This window comes from Syntrophotalea carbinolica DSM 2380, assembly GCF_000012885.1.
GTDB lineage: Bacteria > Desulfobacterota > Desulfuromonadia > Desulfuromonadales > Syntrophotaleaceae > Syntrophotalea > Syntrophotalea carbinolica.
Window position 1 is genome coordinate 3,589,649 of sequence record NC_007498.2, and the last position, 17,904, is coordinate 3,607,552.

General features: G+C 58.5%; 16 protein-coding genes. 13 read left to right on the forward strand and 3 right to left on the reverse strand.

Annotation, left to right across the window (positions count from 1 at the left end; translation table 11 throughout):
* The first annotated feature begins 28 nt into the window (after window positions 1-28).
* Entirely contained in the window at window positions 29-1,081 is a 1,053-nt protein-coding gene (locus PCAR_RS16630) for a GspIIEN domain-containing protein (protein WP_011342872.1), read from the forward strand.
* A gap of 32 nt (window positions 1,082-1,113) precedes the next feature.
* Here PCAR_RS16630 and PCAR_RS18185 read toward each other — a convergent pair whose 3' ends face one another.
* Genes PCAR_RS18185 through prmA form a run of 3 tightly spaced genes read right to left on the reverse strand, consistent with a single transcriptional unit; the run spans window position 1,114 to window position 4,026 of the window.
* Entirely contained in the window at window positions 1,114-2,334 is a 1,221-nt protein-coding gene (locus PCAR_RS18185) for an RDD family protein (protein WP_011342873.1), read from the reverse strand.
* Between the two features lie 33 nt (window positions 2,335-2,367).
* On the reverse strand, window positions 2,368-3,102 hold the full coding sequence (locus PCAR_RS16640; RefSeq protein ID WP_011342874.1) for a 16S rRNA (uracil(1498)-N(3))-methyltransferase: 735 nt from the start codon (window positions 3,100-3,102) through the stop codon (window positions 2,368-2,370).
* The gene (gene prmA / locus PCAR_RS16645) at window positions 3,103-4,026 is read right to left on the reverse strand and encodes a 50S ribosomal protein L11 methyltransferase (protein WP_011342875.1); all 924 of its coding nucleotides are present in this window, start codon (window positions 4,024-4,026) and stop codon (window positions 3,103-3,105) included.
* 525 nt (window positions 4,027-4,551) lie between these two features.
* Here prmA and PCAR_RS16650 point away from each other — a divergent pair.
* The 12 genes from PCAR_RS16650 (at window position 4,552) to cydB (ending at window position 17,796) form a co-directional block, all read left to right on the forward strand.
* Window positions 4,552-5,223, forward strand: coding sequence for a response regulator (locus tag PCAR_RS16650; RefSeq protein ID WP_011342876.1), 672 nt, complete (start codon window positions 4,552-4,554; stop codon window positions 5,221-5,223).
* The gene (locus tag PCAR_RS16655; protein WP_011342877.1) at window positions 5,224-6,657 is read left to right on the forward strand and encodes a sensor histidine kinase; all 1,434 of its coding nucleotides are present in this window, start codon (window positions 5,224-5,226) and stop codon (window positions 6,655-6,657) included.
* Between the two features lie 193 nt (window positions 6,658-6,850).
* The gene (locus PCAR_RS16660; protein WP_011342878.1) at window positions 6,851-8,239 is read left to right on the forward strand and encodes a DegQ family serine endoprotease; all 1,389 of its coding nucleotides are present in this window, start codon (window positions 6,851-6,853) and stop codon (window positions 8,237-8,239) included.
* A gap of 171 nt (window positions 8,240-8,410) precedes the next feature.
* Entirely contained in the window at window positions 8,411-9,424 is a 1,014-nt protein-coding gene (locus PCAR_RS16665) for a ribonuclease Z (RefSeq protein WP_011342879.1), read from the forward strand.
* Between the two features lie 74 nt (window positions 9,425-9,498).
* Window positions 9,499-10,902: a sensor histidine kinase gene (locus tag PCAR_RS16670; protein WP_011342880.1), complete on the forward strand. Its 1,404-nt coding sequence runs from the start codon at window positions 9,499-9,501 to the stop codon at window positions 10,900-10,902.
* Window positions 10,903-10,907: 5 nt separating this feature from the next.
* Window positions 10,908-11,657 carry a response regulator transcription factor gene (locus PCAR_RS16675; protein ID WP_011342881.1) on the forward strand — a complete coding sequence of 250 codons (750 nt, stop codon included), beginning with the start codon at window positions 10,908-10,910 and terminating at the stop codon, window positions 11,655-11,657.
* Window positions 11,658-11,681: 24 nt separating this feature from the next.
* Entirely contained in the window at window positions 11,682-12,248 is a 567-nt protein-coding gene (locus PCAR_RS18190) for an LUD domain-containing protein (protein ID WP_011342882.1), read from the forward strand.
* 200 nt (window positions 12,249-12,448) lie between these two features.
* Window positions 12,449-12,841, forward strand: a complete 393-nt coding sequence (locus PCAR_RS16685; RefSeq protein ID WP_011342883.1) for a hypothetical protein — start codon at window positions 12,449-12,451, stop codon at window positions 12,839-12,841.
* Window positions 12,842-13,195: 354 nt separating this feature from the next.
* Window positions 13,196-13,810 (forward strand): hypothetical protein, encoded by a 615-nt coding sequence (locus PCAR_RS16690; protein ID WP_011342884.1) that lies wholly within the window; start codon window positions 13,196-13,198, stop codon window positions 13,808-13,810.
* Between the two features lie 265 nt (window positions 13,811-14,075).
* Window positions 14,076-15,128, forward strand: a complete 1,053-nt coding sequence (locus tag PCAR_RS16695; RefSeq protein ID WP_011342885.1) for an AI-2E family transporter — start codon at window positions 14,076-14,078, stop codon at window positions 15,126-15,128.
* A 302-nt stretch (window positions 15,129-15,430) separates the two neighbouring features.
* Window positions 15,431-16,765, forward strand: coding sequence for a cytochrome ubiquinol oxidase subunit I (locus tag PCAR_RS16700; protein WP_011342886.1), 1,335 nt, complete (start codon window positions 15,431-15,433; stop codon window positions 16,763-16,765).
* A gap of 2 nt (window positions 16,766-16,767) precedes the next feature.
* Entirely contained in the window at window positions 16,768-17,796 is a 1,029-nt protein-coding gene (cydB, locus tag PCAR_RS16705; RefSeq protein WP_011342887.1) for a cytochrome d ubiquinol oxidase subunit II, read from the forward strand.
* Window positions 17,797-17,904 lie beyond the last annotated feature (108 nt).

Genomic DNA, 17,904 nt, shown 5'->3' on the forward strand with positions numbered 1-17,904 from the left:
TAATTAACCGCCTGTCGTGGTGATTTTTATGGCAAGCAACCTGCTGAAGCTGCTGGTACGCACCGGTATGCTTCCCAAAAATATGGCCGCCAAGGTGCAGGCACATGCCAGGCATGCCGGAATCGCCGCCAGTACCAGCACGCTCATCCTGATCCCCCTGGGTGAAGACCGCCTTGCGCAGCTGCTCAGCAGACAGCTCGACCTTCCCTGCTTCGAACCCCGCCAGCTACAAAACCTGCCGCCTGTTATGCGTGAATTCCTGTCCATGGAGCAAGCGCTGAAATTTCGGGCCTTACCGATACGACTGGGACAGCAGGGACTGGTCGTCGCCATGGCCGACCCGAGCGACCGGGAAAACATGCAGGCGCTGGCCAGCCTGATCGGTTATCCGCTGGCCCCCCTGGTGGCGCCTGAATGCCGGCTGATACAAGCCATCGAACGCTGCTACGACCGGCAGCTGCCCGATCGGGAGCAGTTGTTGTTGGAAAAGATGCGGCCTGCAGCCGCTATGTTCGGCCCGCCCGTGGAAGAGGACATCGACGAAGCCATGTTGGAAGAGGCGGAGGTGATCGACGACGAGATCCCGCCGAAAACCGCGATAACCCTCGCCGAATTGAGTGAAAAACTGGCTGCGGCTCGCTGCCGTGATGACGTGGCGGACACGCTTATCGACCACCTGTCCGGACAATTCGATCGCATGGGACTGTTTCTGTTGAAGAATGGAGAATTACGCGGCTGGCGGGCTCTGGTCGGGCATCGGTTACACCCCGAATTTCACAATGTTAAAATCACGGTGACAGGCAGCAACCTGCTGCATGCGGTGCTGTCGGAGCAAAACCCGTTTCTTGGCCGTGTACCCGAACCGCGGTTGTTGAAACAGCTGGTTAACGCCTTGGGTGCCTCCTGCGAAAAAGCCATCATGCTGCCATTGATTCTGGCCGGGCGATCGGTAGGCATGCTGTTCGCGGAAGAGGCCGGTCAAACCGGCAGCGAACGGGTGACGGAGCTGCAGAATCTGTTGGCCAAGACCGCCTGCGCTTTGGAGATCCTCATTCTGCGCAACAAGCTCACCCGGCCATAACCGCCGGACTTACGCAAAATCCCAACCAGTCCTTACTCGTCCCCCTGAAACAACACACCGTCTTCGGCAGCAACCACTATACTGCCTGCCAAACGGTCGTTCCATCCTCGCCCTTCGCGGTTCAGCAGCATGCTGCAGAAACCCAGCCCCCCCGGCAACAAGCAGATCAACCCGCCGACGGTGCGCAAAAAGGCCTGGGAAAGCTGCAAGGGTTCGCCGCTGATATCGACAACCAGCAGTTTGCCGGCCATTTTGCCCGGCGTCTGGCCGCCGAGATAATGAAACAGGGTGAAATAACCGAAGGACAATCCGAAAAACACCAGGAAATAGGGCCCGACCTGATCGGCTAATTGCTGTGGTTGCGGCCACTCGAAAACGCCCGTCCCGCGCCGCAGATATTCCCCCGCCATGACAAACAGGGCAAGGAGCAGGGCCAACAACCCCGTATCGAGCACAAACGCCAGCATCCGAGCGGCTACCGATGCCTTCTTCATATCGTTTTCGAAGGGCAGTTCGGTCTGTTGCAGATCGTCGAACGGGGGAAAATCGCCACCCACCGAAGCAGAACCGAAATCGTCCCCGAGGGGGTCCGCCAGGTCTGCCTCCGAAAGAGGCTCCGGCACGGCCCGACGCCAGGAGGGCTCTTCTCCATCGAGCAGCCAGGCATCGAGATCCGCATCATCCTCGAAGTCTAAATCGTTGGTGGAAAAATCGGAGGCCTCTTCGACCGTCGCCATATCCTCAAAGCTTTTCTCGGACCGCTGCTCCGCTGCGTAAACCGGCACGGCTTCAGGCTCCGGATCAGCAGATCCGGCAGGTTCGATGGTATCATCGGCCAGCTTCGGCAAAGACTCTTCTTCAGACAGAACGGGTTCGGCCAGCTCGTCACCCAGGTCGAACGAGTCGACAGTCACCCCCTCCGCACTCCAGTCCATATCCGGATCCAGGGTTTCCGCAAGCTCCGGATCCACGGTGTTTATGTCCTCGATGTACTCGGACAATGCCGTGTCCGTCTCTTCATCCGGCAGGCTGGCCAGATTGGCGGCGGTCGAGATGTCTTTTTCGTCCGGCAACAGGGTTTCAAACGGGTCTTCGGGCATGGGCGGCGCCGCCGCCGGATGGCTGTCAATCGTTTCAGGCAGGACAGGGTCGCCAAGGCGGAATTTGTCACGTATCTGGGACAGATCCCGACCACATTTCTTACAGGTGGCCAGGTAGTTAAAACTCTGAAAACCGCACTTGGGACACTTCATATCAACTCCTCCACATGGGCTCCATCGGAACCTTCAAACTCTGCCAGCCAGGTCGCCATAACGGTATTGCAGTATGGTTGCAGCAGCGAATCCGGCGGTCTCGCTGCGCAAAATACGCGGACCGAACAAGACCGGGACAAACCCGTGCTGTCTGGCCGTCTCGGCTTCTTCCCGGGAAAATCCGCCTTCCGGTCCGATCAGGACGGCTGCTCCGGCCGGAATCCGCTCCGGCAGCACCGCATCCAGGGGTTGGCTGCCTTCTTCCCACAGCATCAGACGCAGTTCGCTCCGACATTGGCCAAGGGCCTCATCCAGCGGGCGGATCGCAGCCAGGGACGGCAACAGCGGCCGCCGGCATTGACGCGCCGCTTCACGAATGATGCGCAGCCAGCGTTGATGCCGTTGTGTCTCGCGCTCGGGTTTAAGTCTTGGAACGCTGCGACTGGTCTGCAGCGGGGTGAACCCTGTAATGCCCAATTCGGTGCCCTTTTGCAGCACCAGCTCCATTTTGTCAGCCTTGGGCAGGGCCTGCATAAGCTCCACGGGAAAAGCCGTCTCCTGCTGAGTGCAACGGCTCAGCACCATGGCCGAACCGGATTTGCGGTCCAGATGATCGATGCGGCAATGACAGAGATTACCGAGGCCGTCAAGCAACAGAATTTCCGCTCCCCTGGCAAGGCGCAGTACCGCCATGTGCCGCAGAATCTCATCGGTCAAAGCGATGTGATCGTGCCGCAAGACATCCGGAGCGATAAAAAAGCGGTGCATTCAGGCTTCCTTGATATAGCACAGACAAGACCATTCGTCCTGCCGGCGAATATCGGGCCCCGTCAATCCGCGGCCGGCGAAAGCGTCTATAACCAGTTGTTCTTTTTCGTTCAGAATGCCGGACAGGATCAACACGCCGCCGGGCGCCAGCCGATGCACCAGTTCGGGGGCCAGCCGCGCATTTTCCTCGGCCAGGATATTGGCCAGCACAACATCAAAATCCCCCCCCAGTGTTTCCAGCGGATCCAGGGTCACGGCGATCTGCTCGATCACACCGTTTTGCCGGGCATTGTCCAGCGCTACCTGGCACGCCGTTTCGTCGATATCGCAGCCCAACACCTGGCCAGCCCCGAGCAGCGCAGCCGCCACCGCCAGAATACCGGAACCGGTACCCACATCGAGAACCCGCTGCGGGCCCGGTGGGGTTTCATACAACTCGGCAAGAGCTTCGAGGCACAGACGGGTGGTGGCATGGCTGCCCGTTCCGAAGGCCATGCCGGGATCGAGGGTCAGAACGGCGTCCTGAGGATCGGGACTGAAGGCCTCCCAGGTCGGGCGGATGACCAGACGCGAACCGATACGCTGAATGCCAAAATGCTGCTTCCAGTTCTCCGCCCAATCTTCGGCGCGTACCCGGCTGATTTCCGGCGTAACCACCTCCAGGCCGGGGATCAGGGGCGCAAGCCAGGCCAAGCGCTCGGCAACCTGCCGTGCAAGTTGCTCCGGTTCGATCTCCGGAGGGAAATACACCTTCAGGATGAGGGTTTCCGGAATATCGGCATCCGGGTCGGGGACCACGAAAGTATCCAGGGCACGCTCTTCCACGGTAATGCCGGCAGAACCCAGTTCGGTCATTTCATGACACACCAGATCGATACCGGCGGCCGGTACGATAATATTGATTTGCAACCAGAATTCATTCATGCGCTCTGTTTACCAAAGGACTGGGGGGGAAGGCAATAAAATACTTGACAAAAACCTTGTTAGTAGAGTGTAATCCCGCCAACGCTTAATGAGCATTATACCTTTAATGGTAGTTTCGTCCCAGATTGTATATCCAGCAACGCGTGCCGCTCATACCCGGAACTGTGCACTATAAAGACTTGTGCATTTGGTACAATGAAATACTTGCGGGATCGTATTTTGTTGCTACCATTTTAATGTAAAATTCATGAAGTGAATCCGGGCACATTTTATTGTACGTTGGCCAGCCACGCAGCGGAATCCAACAGGGGGACATGGTCCTGCCCGGCCAGTCCCGGCTGGCATCAAGCCCCGGTGAGGGTCTCGACAACCACGGAACCTCAAAAACTCACCGGGCAACGAGCCGTACGCTGGGCCAGGCCCCGCGAAGAGGGGGGCGAGGCGGGGATACAGTTAAACCCTTTACCGGAAACAGTGCGAATCAAAGACCTGACCGTTTCCACCGCAGGCAGAAAGGAAGCGACTATGCGTGTACTCGTGGTAGAAGACGAAAAAAAAGTAGCCAGCTTTATCAAACGGGGTCTGGAAGAGGAAGACTTCACCGTAGATGTAGCCTTTGATGGTGAAGAGGGGCTCTACCTGGCTGAAAATAATCCTTACGATATCATCCTGATGGACCTCATGCTGCCCAAGAAAGACGGCCTTGAAGTCATCAAGGAATTGCGAACCAAGGACGTAACCACTCCGGTATTGTGCCTGACCGCCAAGGACGCTGTTGAAGATATCGTCTCCGGCCTCGATTCGGGCAGCGACGACTATCTGACCAAGCCCTTTGCCTTCAGCGAACTGCTGGCTCGCGTCAAAGCCCTGCTGCGGCGCAGCGCCAAGGATCGTGGTGCGGAGATCTATTTTGCCGACCTGCGCCTTGACCCTGTTTCGCACAAGGTCTGGCGATCCGATCAGGAGATCGATCTGACAGCCAAGGAATACGCTTTGCTCGAATACTTCATGCGCAATCCCAATCAGGTGCTCACCCGGGCCATGATCGCCGAGCACGTATGGGACTACACCTTCGATTCTTTCACCAATATCATCGATGTGTATGTCAATTACCTGCGCAAGAAAGTCGACCGGGATTTCGACAAAAAGCTTATTCACACCGTGCGCGGCGTGGGGTACGTCCTCAAGGAGGGCTGATTGTTTTTTCACTCCCTGCGATTCCGGCTTACCGCCTGGTATACCCTGACCATCGTCGTGGTACTGGCGGTAAGCGGCTGCATCTGGTACCAGCAGCTGTCCACCAGCCTGCTGGAGCAAACCGACCGCCGCCTGATGAAACTGACCGAAGAAAGCCCTGCGTTACTGCAGGGCTTTTCCGGACCGGATCGCTGCCGCGCATTTTCCAAGTTCGTGCGCCGCCATCGCCAGGGCAATTTTTATCGCCTGGTCGATGCTGCCGGCCAACCGCTGTGCAGCGAAGTCAACAGTATCGGAAACGCCCCGGACATCGACCTCCGCACCCTGGAGGCCGCCGCTGAAAAGGGGCTGGTGATACAGAGCTCCAGGCTCAAGAATGGCCCCTATCCCATGCGGTTTCTGACCATGGCCATGGAACTCAAGAATGGCGAGGTCATTTTTCTGCAGGTCGGCACCGGCTTGGGGATGGTTCGGGAACCGCTACGGGAACTGCGCACGCTGTTGCTGATATTCAGCCCCATAGCTTTACTGGCCGTATCCATTCTCGGCTGGTTTCTGGCCGGCCGTACCCTGGCGCCGGTCGAAAACCTGACCCGGGCCATGCGCCGCATCAATGTGGAAAATCTCTCGCAGCGCCTGCCGCTTCGCTCCTCCGGCGATGAGTTGGCCCGCCTGGTCGACACCTTCAACTCCATGCTGGGACGCCTGGAAGAATCCTTCCGCAAAATCAAGCAGTTTTCCGGCGACGCCTCCCACGAGCTGCGTACTCCCCTGACCATCCTCAAGGGCGAAACCGAAGTCGCCCTGCGCTGGGCCAAAACCCCTGAAGAATTCCGCAAAATGCTCATATCCGGCATGGAAGAAATCGACCGGATGAGCCGCATCATCGACGACCTGCTGCTGCTGGCCAAAAGCGAAGGGGGGCAGAAACCGCTGACCATCAAGGAAATGAGCCTCAGCGACCTGTTGCAGGAGCTGTATCTACAGGGCCGTTCCCTGGCTCAACCGAAATCCATCGAACTGGTACTGCATCCCAATGTTACCGAGGAGATCCGGATCCTGGCGGATAAAATGCGACTGCGCCAGGTATTTCTCAACCTGATCGCCAATGCCATCAATTACACCCCTGATGGCGGCCAGGTGGAAATCTCCTTGTCCGTGGACGGGGAACAGGATGAGGTCATCGTCAAGGTCAGCGATACGGGTATCGGCATCCCTGCGGAGCATCTGCCGCATATCTTCGATCGTTTTTACCGGGTCGACCGAGCCCGCAATCGGGAAGACGGCGGTACCGGCCTGGGACTGGCCATCGTCGACTCCTTCGTCAAGGCTCATGGAGGACGAGTCGAGGTTTTCTCGGTTCCCGAAAAGGGCACTACCTTTACCGTCTTTCTGCCACGCAAAGGACCGCAAACGCCCCCGGCGACCCCTTAGACCTGTGGCAATCAAAGCGATCGGCTGAGGCGAGACCGACATTTCGACCGGGCGGGACATATCCGCACCGGCATATGCCTTTCTGCACATTGACACACCCCCTCTGAATGATTACCTTTTCCGGCATGACCATGAATCTGGCGCGATTCATCGCACGGTGCCGGAGTCGCCGAATACCCTACGGAGGATAACCATGAAGCTCAAGTCTCGTATGCTGTTAAGTTGCCTGACGTTACTGCTGATCGCCGTCCCGGCTTTGGCGGTTCCCGACTTCGCTGACCTGGCGGTCCATCTCAAACCGTCGGTAGTCAACATCAGTACCTCCAAGACGGTACGCTCCCAGCGTCCCGTCTTTCCCGGGCAACCTTCCCCTTACGACGAATTCTTCGAGGATTTTTTCGATCGCTTTTTCCGAGGCCAACCGATGCCGCGTAAAGAACGCTCCCTCGGTTCCGGCTTTATCATTTCCGCCGATGGCTACATCCTGACCAACGATCACGTGGTGGACGGTGCCGACGTCATCAAGGTGCGACTGGCCGACGGCCGTGAATTCAGCGGAACGGTGCAGGGCCTCGATCCTAAACTGGACCTGGCCCTGGTAAAAATCGATGTCGGCCAGGAACAGTTGCCGGTCGCCGAACTCGGCGATAGCGAAAAACTCAGGGTCGGCGAATGGGTCATGGCCATCGGCAACCCCTTCGGACTGGAGCAGACGGTCACCGTCGGCATCGTATCGGCCAAGGGGCGCGTCATCGGCGCGGGGCCTTATGACGATTTCATCCAGACCGACGCCTCCATCAACCCCGGCAACTCCGGCGGCCCCCTGTTCAACGAGTCCGGCCAGGTGATTGGCATCAATACGGCGATCGTGGCCGGCGGTCAGGGCATCGGTTTCGCCATCCCGGTCAACGCCGCAAAATCCATTATTCCCCAACTGCGCGACACGGGCCATGTGGTGCGTGGCTGGATCGGCGTTACCGTGCAGGAAGTCACCCAGGAACTGGCGGAATCTTTCGGCCTGAAAAAAGCCCGGGGCGCTCTGGTTACCGATGTCCAGAAGGACTCCCCCGCTGAAAAGGCCGGCCTGCTCCGGGGAGACATCCTCCTTGCACTCAACGGTAAAGAGTTGAAAACCCTTGGCGATCTACCCAAAATGGTCGCCTCTTTGCCCGTCGGGAAAAAAGCCAAGCTGACCTTGTTCCGGGAGGGCCGCGACAAAACCGTCCATATCACCATAGGAACCCAGGATAAGGCACAGTCGTCCTCCAAGGCGACAAAACCCGCTAAAGTAGAAAATGCCGAGAAGGCTCTGGGACTGTCGGTCCTCGACATTACCCCGGAAGTCGCCAGCCGTTATCGTCTGTCCGTCGAACAAGGGGTGCTGGTCACCGCCGTCGAACCGGATGGCCCGGCCAGCGAAAAAATCCGCGCTGGCGATGTGCTGCTGGAAATTAACGGCAAAGCCGTCGTATCGACCTCTCAGCTACGTACCCTGCTTACCGACATAGAAGGCGGGAAAGTCGTACGGGTGCTGATTCAACGCCGTGACCAGACCCTCTATACCACGGTAAAATCGAAGTAATCTCTCGGTTTCGGCAGATGCCGCGAAGAGCGTTTTGCTTCCCACCGACTCCTCGATGGCCGAACCCTTTTCGAAGCTGGCGGTTCCTCCGGGAATCTGCACAGCACAACAAAAGGGTTCGGCTGTATCAAGCTGCTTCATCCGCTCAAAGACCCCAGGGAGGCACAACCGATGCGTTCGGTATTTTTCCCCCGCCTGGTCAACGGCCCTTTCGGTGACCCCGCCCTCCATGTACGCCTCGCTTACCGGGGCGAAGCGCTGCTGTTCGACTGCGGCGATCTGCATGCCTTGCCCCCCGGCGAACTGCTCAAAACCCGTCTGTTGTTTCTGTCCCACGCGCATATCGATCACCTGGTCGGCTTCGATCTGCTGCTGCGCACCTTTCTGGCGCGGGACCTTTCCCTGCTGATGTACGGCCCGGCCGGGCTGGCCGATCAGATGGCGGCCCGCCTGCAGGGCTATACCTGGAACCTGGTCGATGGTTACCCTTTTGCGCTCACCGTACGCGAGTGGCTCCCCGAAGGGATCCGCGAGGTGTCTTTCCCGGCGGGCCGGGCCTTTCGCCCCCAAGCCGAGCGGCTGCTGCCCTGCGAGGACGGCGTCCTGCACACCACCCCCTGGTATCGGGTGCGGGCCACACCGCTTATCCACGGCGATATCGTATCGCTGGCTTTTGCCCTGGAAGAGCCGCTGCACATCGCCATTCACAAGGATGCCCTGGAACGCTTCGGCTTCAAGCCCGGCCCCTGGCTGGGGCACTTCAAGGATCTGGTCCTGCAGAAAGCCGATCCCCGGACGCCGGTCAGGATACCTTTATTGCGCGGCGGTTTGCAGACCGCGCCGCTGGGCACTTTGCTGAAACAGATCGCTTCCACGGAACGGGGCATGAAAATCGTCTATGTCACCGATTGTTCTCCTGTCTTCGGCAATTTCCGACGCATTCTGGAAATCGCGGCCGATGCCCACCTGCTGTCCATCGAGGCGGCTTTCGCCCATCGGGATCTGCAGCGCGCGCGCCTTCGCAACCATCTCACGGCCTGGCAGGCAGGGCGTCTGGCCCGTCTGGCGCGGGCGGCACGCCTGCAGGTCTTTCACCATTCCCCGCGCTATCAGCGCGAGCCGCATGCCCTGAGCCGGGAAGCACGGGCCGCGTTTGACGGGGGAACAAAGCCCGCCGCACCTTAGAGGGATTTATATACACTATCGGCCTGTGCTGAAGCACAGTGCATCGCCTCAACGTTTGTGGTATCTTTGCCCTCATGCGACTGACTCTCAAACATCAGATATTGATTGCACCGGCGGCGGTTCTGTTGCTGATGACCCTGCTGCTGAGCTTTCTGCAATATACCTACATCGACCTGTCCCGCAAACGCGATCATGCCGAAGGGGTCGGGGCGATCCTCATGGGTATCACCGAAGCCAACATCGCCGCCCGCGTCATGGACGACTCGGTCCGCCAATACCAGGTTCTGGTAAAGAACGGGCAGGCCGGTTACGAAAACCTGGAAGCCCTGCTCAGCGATCTGGACCAGGCCTATGCCCACCTGCTCAGCGGTCTGGAACGCCTGCAACAATACATGCCACTGCCCGAAACTCAGGCCCAGGAACTGGCACGAGCCGTCGAAGCCCTGTATCCCGATAAAGACGCATTCAATATCTGGGTTTATACCGCGGGCCTCGAGCAGTTGCGCCCCAAACTCGTCAAGCTCAACGAGCAGACCAAACGGATGCGCAAGGACTCGCCGCCGCCCAACAGCAAGGATCTCGACAAATTGACAGATCGGGCAGCCCTGGTGTCCGTCATCGTGCTCGGTGCGGCGATTCCCATCGGGGTGCTGCTATCGCTGTTCTTTGCGCGCGGTATTCTGCGACGGGTGCAGACCCTCAGCGACAGCGCCGGCCGCATCGTTCGCGGCGATCTGGCGCCACCGCCGGCACCCAATCCGGTACGGGACGAGCTCGACGATCTGGCCCTGTCCATCAACCACATGACCGACCAGCTGATCCGGGTGGTGGGCACGGAAAAACTGCTCGAAGGCGCCGAAGAAGAGCGTCGCCGCATTGCCATGGATATCCACGATCAAACCCTGTGCGACCTGTCGGGCATCCTGCGCGGCCTTCAAAGTCTGCCGGCAGAGGCTGAATTCAGGGACGAAGTCTGCATTCTGGAAGAGGACCTGCTGCGGGCCATTGCCAACCTGCGCCAACTGATGGACAACCTGCATCCCCAGACCCTCGACATTCTTGGCCTGGGGGCGGCCCTCGAGTCCCATCTCGAGCGGCACCTCGGCAAGGGTGATATGCCGGAGTACCATCTCTATATTGCTCCCGAGGTCGACGCCTCCGGTCTATCACGGCTGCAGAAACTGACTATTTACCGCATAGCGGTGGAAGCCATCCACAATGTCATCAAACATGCGCGGGCTTCGCGCTACGAGGTGAACCTCGACCTATGCGGCGACCAGGTCGTGCTGTCCATTGAAGACAACGGCATCGGGTTCAATCTTGAGCAGGTGGCGATGCGCGCCGGGCGGGGATTGAACAACATTCGCGAGCGTGCGCGAACGATCGGCGCCCAGGTACGCTGGAGCGATTCCCGATTTTCAAGCGGTACCCGCTTTGAACTGACCCTGCCAATCCCGGCAGGAACCCAGGAGGCCTGACACGAATGACGGATGTGCACATCGTAATCGCAGAAGACAATCCGCGGGATTTCGAGTTTCTGGAACAGTTGCTCAAAGGCTGGGAGGAAGCCTGCCAGATCGACCGGGCACCGAACGGCATGGCGGCACTGGAAATGGCCCTGCAGCAGGAGCAGCCGCTTCTGATCAGCGACATCCAGATGCCGGAAATGAACGGCATCGAACTGGCCCGCAATCTGTGGCAGCGCAAGCCTGAGGCTCGCATCGTTTTCTGGAGCCAGTTCAAAGATGAAATGTATGTGCGAACTCTGTCGCGTATCGTTCCGCCAGAAACCGTGTACGGATACATTCTCAAATCCAATCCCCGCGACCGCATTATGTCCGCCATTCGCACCGTACTGCTTGAAGAACAGTGCTGGATCGACCCGGAAGTGCGCAAAGTCCAGGGCCGTGCCGGCCACAGCCAGACCGCTCTGTCCGACATCGAATTCGAAGCGCTTCTCGATATTTCTCTGGGGCTGACCGATAATCTCATCGCCCAGCGACGCTATCTGTCGCGGCGCGGCGTTCAGAGCCGCCTCAATTCCCTCTACACCAAGCTCGGTGTCGATCAGGAACAATTTCATACCGAAAAGTACGGGGACGCCTTCAATCTTCGCAACCGCGCCGTCGCCGTGGCCCTGCGGCGCGGCCTGATCAATGCCTTCGAACTGGAACACGAAGAAAAGGATTTCCAGGCCTGGTTAAAACGTTTCAAATCAGGACGCGGTGCCTGAGCGGGCCGCAAGCCATCGATTTCCATGTCCATCCCGGCCACTCTCCTTGAACGGTTCTGTCAAACAGCCGCCCGGGCAGGCGCGGAGGTGGTGCGCTGCGTTTCGACGTCAGCTGCCACCGACTACCTAGTCCGGCATGCCGGCGGCACCATTCTTGTGCCCGATTTCGCCGATGCCCGCCGACTCGCCCTGGTCGGACGCCTGCAAGACCGGGGCGGCAAGGTTGTCTGCGGCGACCTGTTCCGTACCACCGCCACGGCTGCCGCCGGTGTCAGCTGCGCCAATTTCGGCCTGGCCGATACCGGCACCCTGGTGCTGGAGGCCAGCGCGCAGGACGTGCAGCTGACCTGCACCTTGCCCGAACGGCATTTCGTCTTGCTGCATCCGACAAAAATCCTTCCCGACCATATGGCTGCCACTCCCCTGTTGCGGCGTCTGCACAGCCGTCAGAGTCCTGATTTCATTGCGTTTATCACCGGGCCCAGCCGCACCGCCGATACCAAGCGGATGTTGCCCGCCGCCCCCCGTGGACCGCGTGAACTGCATATCCTGCTGCTGGAAACCCTCTCCGACGATTTCCTCCACTCCTGAAAGGGATTGCCGTCCGCCATCGTGAGAACCGTTATCGATGCCGCCGATGAAAACACCTTTCTCCGTGTTCGCCTCCTTGCCAAAAAGCGTTAGACATAGAAAATTAAGGCATGCTATTCTTTATTGACCGCCACGTTCCCTGTCCCGGCAAACCCCGGTCCCGATGGGCAACGGCGGGGGCACCCCTTTTCGGAGCAATCATGAGAGAAAAACTCTTCAATGTGATCTTCACCGGTCGCTTCTCACCAACGCTGAGTCAGCACCAGGTTCGATCCAACCTGGCCAGAACGACAGGCTTTACCGACCATGAAATAGGCCGTCTTCTATCCCCAGGCGCCATTGTCCGCTCCGGGGTCGACCGCAAAGCCGCCTGGCGCTGTTGGGAACATTTCAGAAGAGCCGGGGCCTTATGCAGCGTCGAACCCATGGAGCAACTCGCGTCGGCCCGCCGCGTCGATCGAAAAATAACCGGAAGCACCGGTTGGGGGGATACCTGTCCATGCTGCCGTACTCTGCTTGAAGATACGACCATCTGTTCTTCTTGCGGTGTCGATATGGCCATCTACCGGCTGGCCTCGCATCCCGACACCTGAAGCAGCAACACCTGCAAATTTCTCCCATTCGGTGAAATCACCGACCCCGGCAACACAAACAGGCACCTCAACCGCAAACCCTGCCGGTGCCAACCCACCTTTGTCCATGATGCATTAAGCTTGCTCCCCTCTGCATGACTCTACCTGCCGTTCTTCACCACCGGCCTTCGTTCCGCATGCCGTTATCGAACAATCCTCTCTACGCTGCCGCTTGCTCACGGATTAAAAACATGGCCGTTCCTGTAAAAAACACGGCAACCGCAAAGCCCTACCGCTCTGCAAAGAATATCTAATGATTCAGGCATGTTCCCTGCATATTCAACGCAGAACAAAAAGCATCAAAAGGAATCCTTCATGAAGATCGACGACCTGCTCACCTTTCCCCTGTTTTCCGAAGAACTCGGTATCGACTTACAAAGCTCCTGCGATCAGGAACTTTTCAAATGGTTGCTGGCCGCCACGCTGTTCGGAGGCCCGGTTTCGCGGGATATCGCCCGCAAAACCTATCGCACATTCCAGAAGTACCAACTCCTCGACCCGGAAAGTATCAGCCGTGCAGGCTGGAGTTACCTGGTGCATCCGGTCATGCAGGAAGGCGGTTATGTGCGGTATGACGGCATAGCGGCAACCAATGTCATGGACATCTGCAACACCTTGCAGAATTACTACCAGGGCAGCCTTACCCAATTGCATGATACCGCCGCCAATGCCGAGGATCTGGAAGGGCGTCTGACCGCCATGCACGGTATGGAGCCCGATGTCGCCAACATCTTCTTGCGCGAATTACGTCCCGTGTGGACCAAGGCCGACCCCGAACCCCTGCCGGTGGTGATGGAGATGGCCAAAAAATACAAGCTGGACCTTTCCAGTTTGAACCGCAAGGGTCCCGATTTTGCCCGGATCGAATCCGCCCTGATTCGCTTGAAGCGAACCCGTAGCAAACGTACCAGACGTACGGCCCCCATCTGATCCCGGCACCTCCTTAAAGAACACCGATTCGCCGGTAGCGGCCCGCTTCTACTGCAAAGCGTTTCCCATCATCGGCCGGCCGCCCTGTGGCGACGTTCCGCAAAAAGTCAGCCGACCGTCTGCACCCTGCGGCATTGCGGTTTCCGCTCGAAACGATTATTATTTCTAAAATTCCGGTCCGCAGGAAAACATGCCGAGCCACGCTTTCCGATAACCTGCACGCCGTTAATTCACTGTCTGCAGCATTCGCCATGTGTGAGGAAATATGTCCAACCGCCCCCTGAGCGTTTCTCAGGTTTTCATAACTCTGGCCGCCCTGGTCATCGTTGCAGCGGGTTTAAATGCCGGCAAGGTGATTCTTGTGCCCTTTCTGCTGGCAGGCTTTATCGCCATTTTAAGCGCATCCCCCATGTTCTGGTTGCAGCGCCGCGGGCTGCCATCATGGCTGGCATTGCTTGTGGTTATCCTAACGGTAGTGCTGGCCGGGCTGATGCTCGCCGGCCTGATAGGCTCCTCGGTCAGCGCTTTTTCGGAAAACCTGCCTCTCTACGAATCGAGGCTACGCCAATACGCCGATGTGCTCACCACCTGGCTGGAACGCAAGAACATCAGCATATCGGGGCAGGTCCTTACGGAGATTTTCGATCCCGGCGCCGCCATGAAGCTTGTCGCTTCGCTGTTTAATGCCCTGACCAACGTGCTGGCCAACGGCTTTCTGGTCCTTATGACGGTTATTTTCATGCTGCTTGAAGCTTCGGGCATGCCGGGAAAACTGCGTGCCATTCTCGGCCCGTCGAAGAGTCTCTCGGGTTTCGACCACTTTGTACAAAACGTTCAGCATTATATGGCCATAAAAACCATCATCAGCCTCATCACCGGGGCGCTGATCACCCTGTGGCTGCTGGTGCTGGGCGTCGATTTTCCCTTGCTATGGGGTGTCCTGGCCTTTTTGCTCAATTACGTCCCGAATATCGGGTCGATCATCGCCGCCGGCCCCGCCGTGCTGTTGGCCCTGGTTCAGCTGGGCCTGTTGCGGGCACTGCTGGTGGGTGTCGGCTTTCTGGTGGTCAACCTGGTCATGGGCAGTGCCGTCGAACCGCGCTTCATGGGCAGGGGGCTTGGCCTGTCGCCTTTGGTGGTCTTTTTATCCCTGCTGTTCTGGGGATGGCTGCTCGGTCCGGTCGGCATGCTGCTGTCGGTGCCACTGACCATGACAGCCAAAATTGCCCTGGACAGCCACGAGGATACCCAGTGGGTTGCCACGCTGCTCGGTCCGGCGACAGTATCGGCCGTTCCCCGGGAAGCTCAAACCGACTGATCCGTTCTGCCCCTCTATGAATCAATCGAACCATGCAGCACCCGACAACCGGGAATCCTGGCGTTTACGTAAAAATATCACTGAAAAAGTCATTTATGTCTGTTATATGTAATGTCGGGTCTGCCCATTGAAATCCGGATCCAGACCCTTTTCCAAACCGAACTTTATGGCATGTTGACTCCGATGTTCACAGGCATGAAACCAGGCTTCAATCGCACCGGTCATTTCGTTTTCAGGGGGCAGGCGCCCCGACACACCGTCCGTTAGCAACACAGGGGGACTCAAAAAGGAGGGGCTTTTCGATGGATGTGGTTACCTTAAGTCGGCTGCAGTTTGCCATCACCACCTTGTTTCACTTCATGTTTGTGCCCTTGACCCTGGGCCTGTCTATCCTGGTGGCCTGGATGGAAACCCGTTATGTGCGTACCGGCGATGAGCTGTACCGGCGCATGACCCGCTTCTGGGGCAAATTGTTTCTGGTCAATTTCGCCCTCGGCATCGTCACCGGCATCACCCTGGAATTTCAGTTCGGCATGAACTGGGCGGAATACTCCCGCTATGTCGGCGACATCTTCGGCGCACCCCTGGCCATCGAGGCAACGGCGGCGTTTTTCCTTGAATCGGTCTTCATCGGCCTGTGGATCTTCGGCTGGAACAAGGTCTCCAAAAAAGTGCACTGTTTTGCCATCTGGATGGTGGTATTGGGTTCCAACATGTCGGCCCTGTGGATTCTTCTGGCCAACGGCTGGATGCAGAATCCGGTCGGTTATGTCCTGCGCAACAACCGCGCCGAGATGGTCGATTTCGTCGCACTGCTGACCAACCCCTACGGGCTGATCAAATTTTTCCATACGGTTATTTCCGCGCACCTGCTGGCGGCGTTCTTTGTCATGGGCGTTTCGGCCTGGCATCTGTTGCGCAATTCGGAGCCGGAATTTTTCCGGCGCTCGTTTCGCATGGCCGCGCCCTTCGCCCTGGTGGCCGCCTGCCTGGTCATGTTCAGCGGCGATATGCAGGCCAGCGTGGTGGCGCGCTTCCAGCCGACCAAATTCGCGGCACTGGAATCGACCTGGGAAACCCGCAGCGGCGCGCCCATGAACCTCATCGTCTGGCCCGATGCCGCCAACGAACGCAATGCGGTGCAGGCTCTGCCCATCCCTAAAATGCTGAGTTATCTGGCGCATAAGAATTTCAACTCGGAAGTGAAGGGGCTGAAGGAATTCCCCCCCGAAGAGCGCCCGCCGGTATTGCCGGTGTTCCTCAGTTTCCGGGCGATGGTCGGGCTGGGGGTGTTCTTCGTGCTGGCCGGCATGGCCGCCGTAGTGCTATCGCGGCGAGGCTGGCTCGATCGGCACCGGTGGTTCCTGCGCATGATGTTCTTCGCCATCCCCCTGCCTTACCTGGCCAATCAGTTGGGATGGATTGCCGCCGAGGTCGGCCGCCAGCCCTGGATCGTCTACGGACTTATGAAGACCAGCGCCGGCGTCTCCTCGAATCTCACGCCGGGACATGTCATCGGCTCCCTGATCGGCTTTACACTTTTATATGGCGGGCTGGGAGTCCTTGATTTCTATCTGCTCACCAAAATCGCGGCCAAGGGCCCCGAGCTTGCGGTGGCCGAACAACGGGAGGCGTAACGATGACACTTCAGGTGATCTGGTTTGCCCTGTGGGGTTTGTTGTGGGCCCTGTACTTTATGCTCGACGGATTTACCCTCGGGGCCGGTATGCTGCACAAATTCATCGCCCGCGACGACGCGCAGCGTCAACAGGTGATCCGCACTTTCGGCCCGGTCTGGGACGGTAACGAGGTCTGGCTGATCACGGCAGGCGGCGCCACCTTCGCGGCCTTTCCCACCACCTATGCGCTGATGTTCAGTTACCTGTATGCCCCGTTGCTGCTGTTGCTGTTCGGCCTCATCGTGCGCGGCGTCTCCTTTGAGTTTCGCGGCCTGAACCCCGGACCGGGCTGGAGAAACGGTTGGGACTGGGCCATCGTTCTGTCCAGTCTGGTCATTACCCTGCTGTTCGGAGTGGCCTTCGGCAACATCTTCCGGGGGTTGCCCATGGATGCCGCCGGCTATCACGGCTCGCTGCCGGCGCTGCTCAACCCTTATGGGCTTTTGACCGGGGTGCTTTTCATCATGCTGTTTCTGCAGCACGGTGCGCTGTATCTGGCCATCAAGACCAGCGGCGATCTGCAGGAAAGGGCAAAACGCACAGCCCGCACCCTTTGGCCCTATATGCTGGCGACCGCCGTCGCCTTTCTGGCCTTCACCGCGCCGGCTACGGCCTTGTACGAAAACTTTCAAGCCTCGCCGTCGTTATGGGTGGTGCCGCTGATGGCGGCATTGGAACTGCTGGCGGTGCGCCTTTTGGTCGCGCAGAACAAATGGCTGCAGGCCTTCGCCGCATCCTGCGCCGCCATCGTGCTGGTGGTGGCAACCGGCATCATCGGGCTGTTCCCGAACCTTATCCCCTCCAGCCTCGATCCGGCCTACAGCCTGAGCCTGTCCAACTCCTCCTCAAGCCCTTACACCTTGCATATCATGACGGTGGTGGTGGCCATCTTTGTGCCCATCGTCATCGCCTACAAGATCTGGATCTACCGCATCTTCCGCGGCCCGGTCAGTGACGCAGCCGAAGAAGGTATCGGCGGTAATTACTGAGTTTTTCCTTCCGCAGCTCTTTTTGCAGCCCCGGGTACGACAGACGCCGTACCCGGTTTTTTTATTTGATCGCAAAAATACGTTCGTGTATGTTTGTTCTTCTCTCAA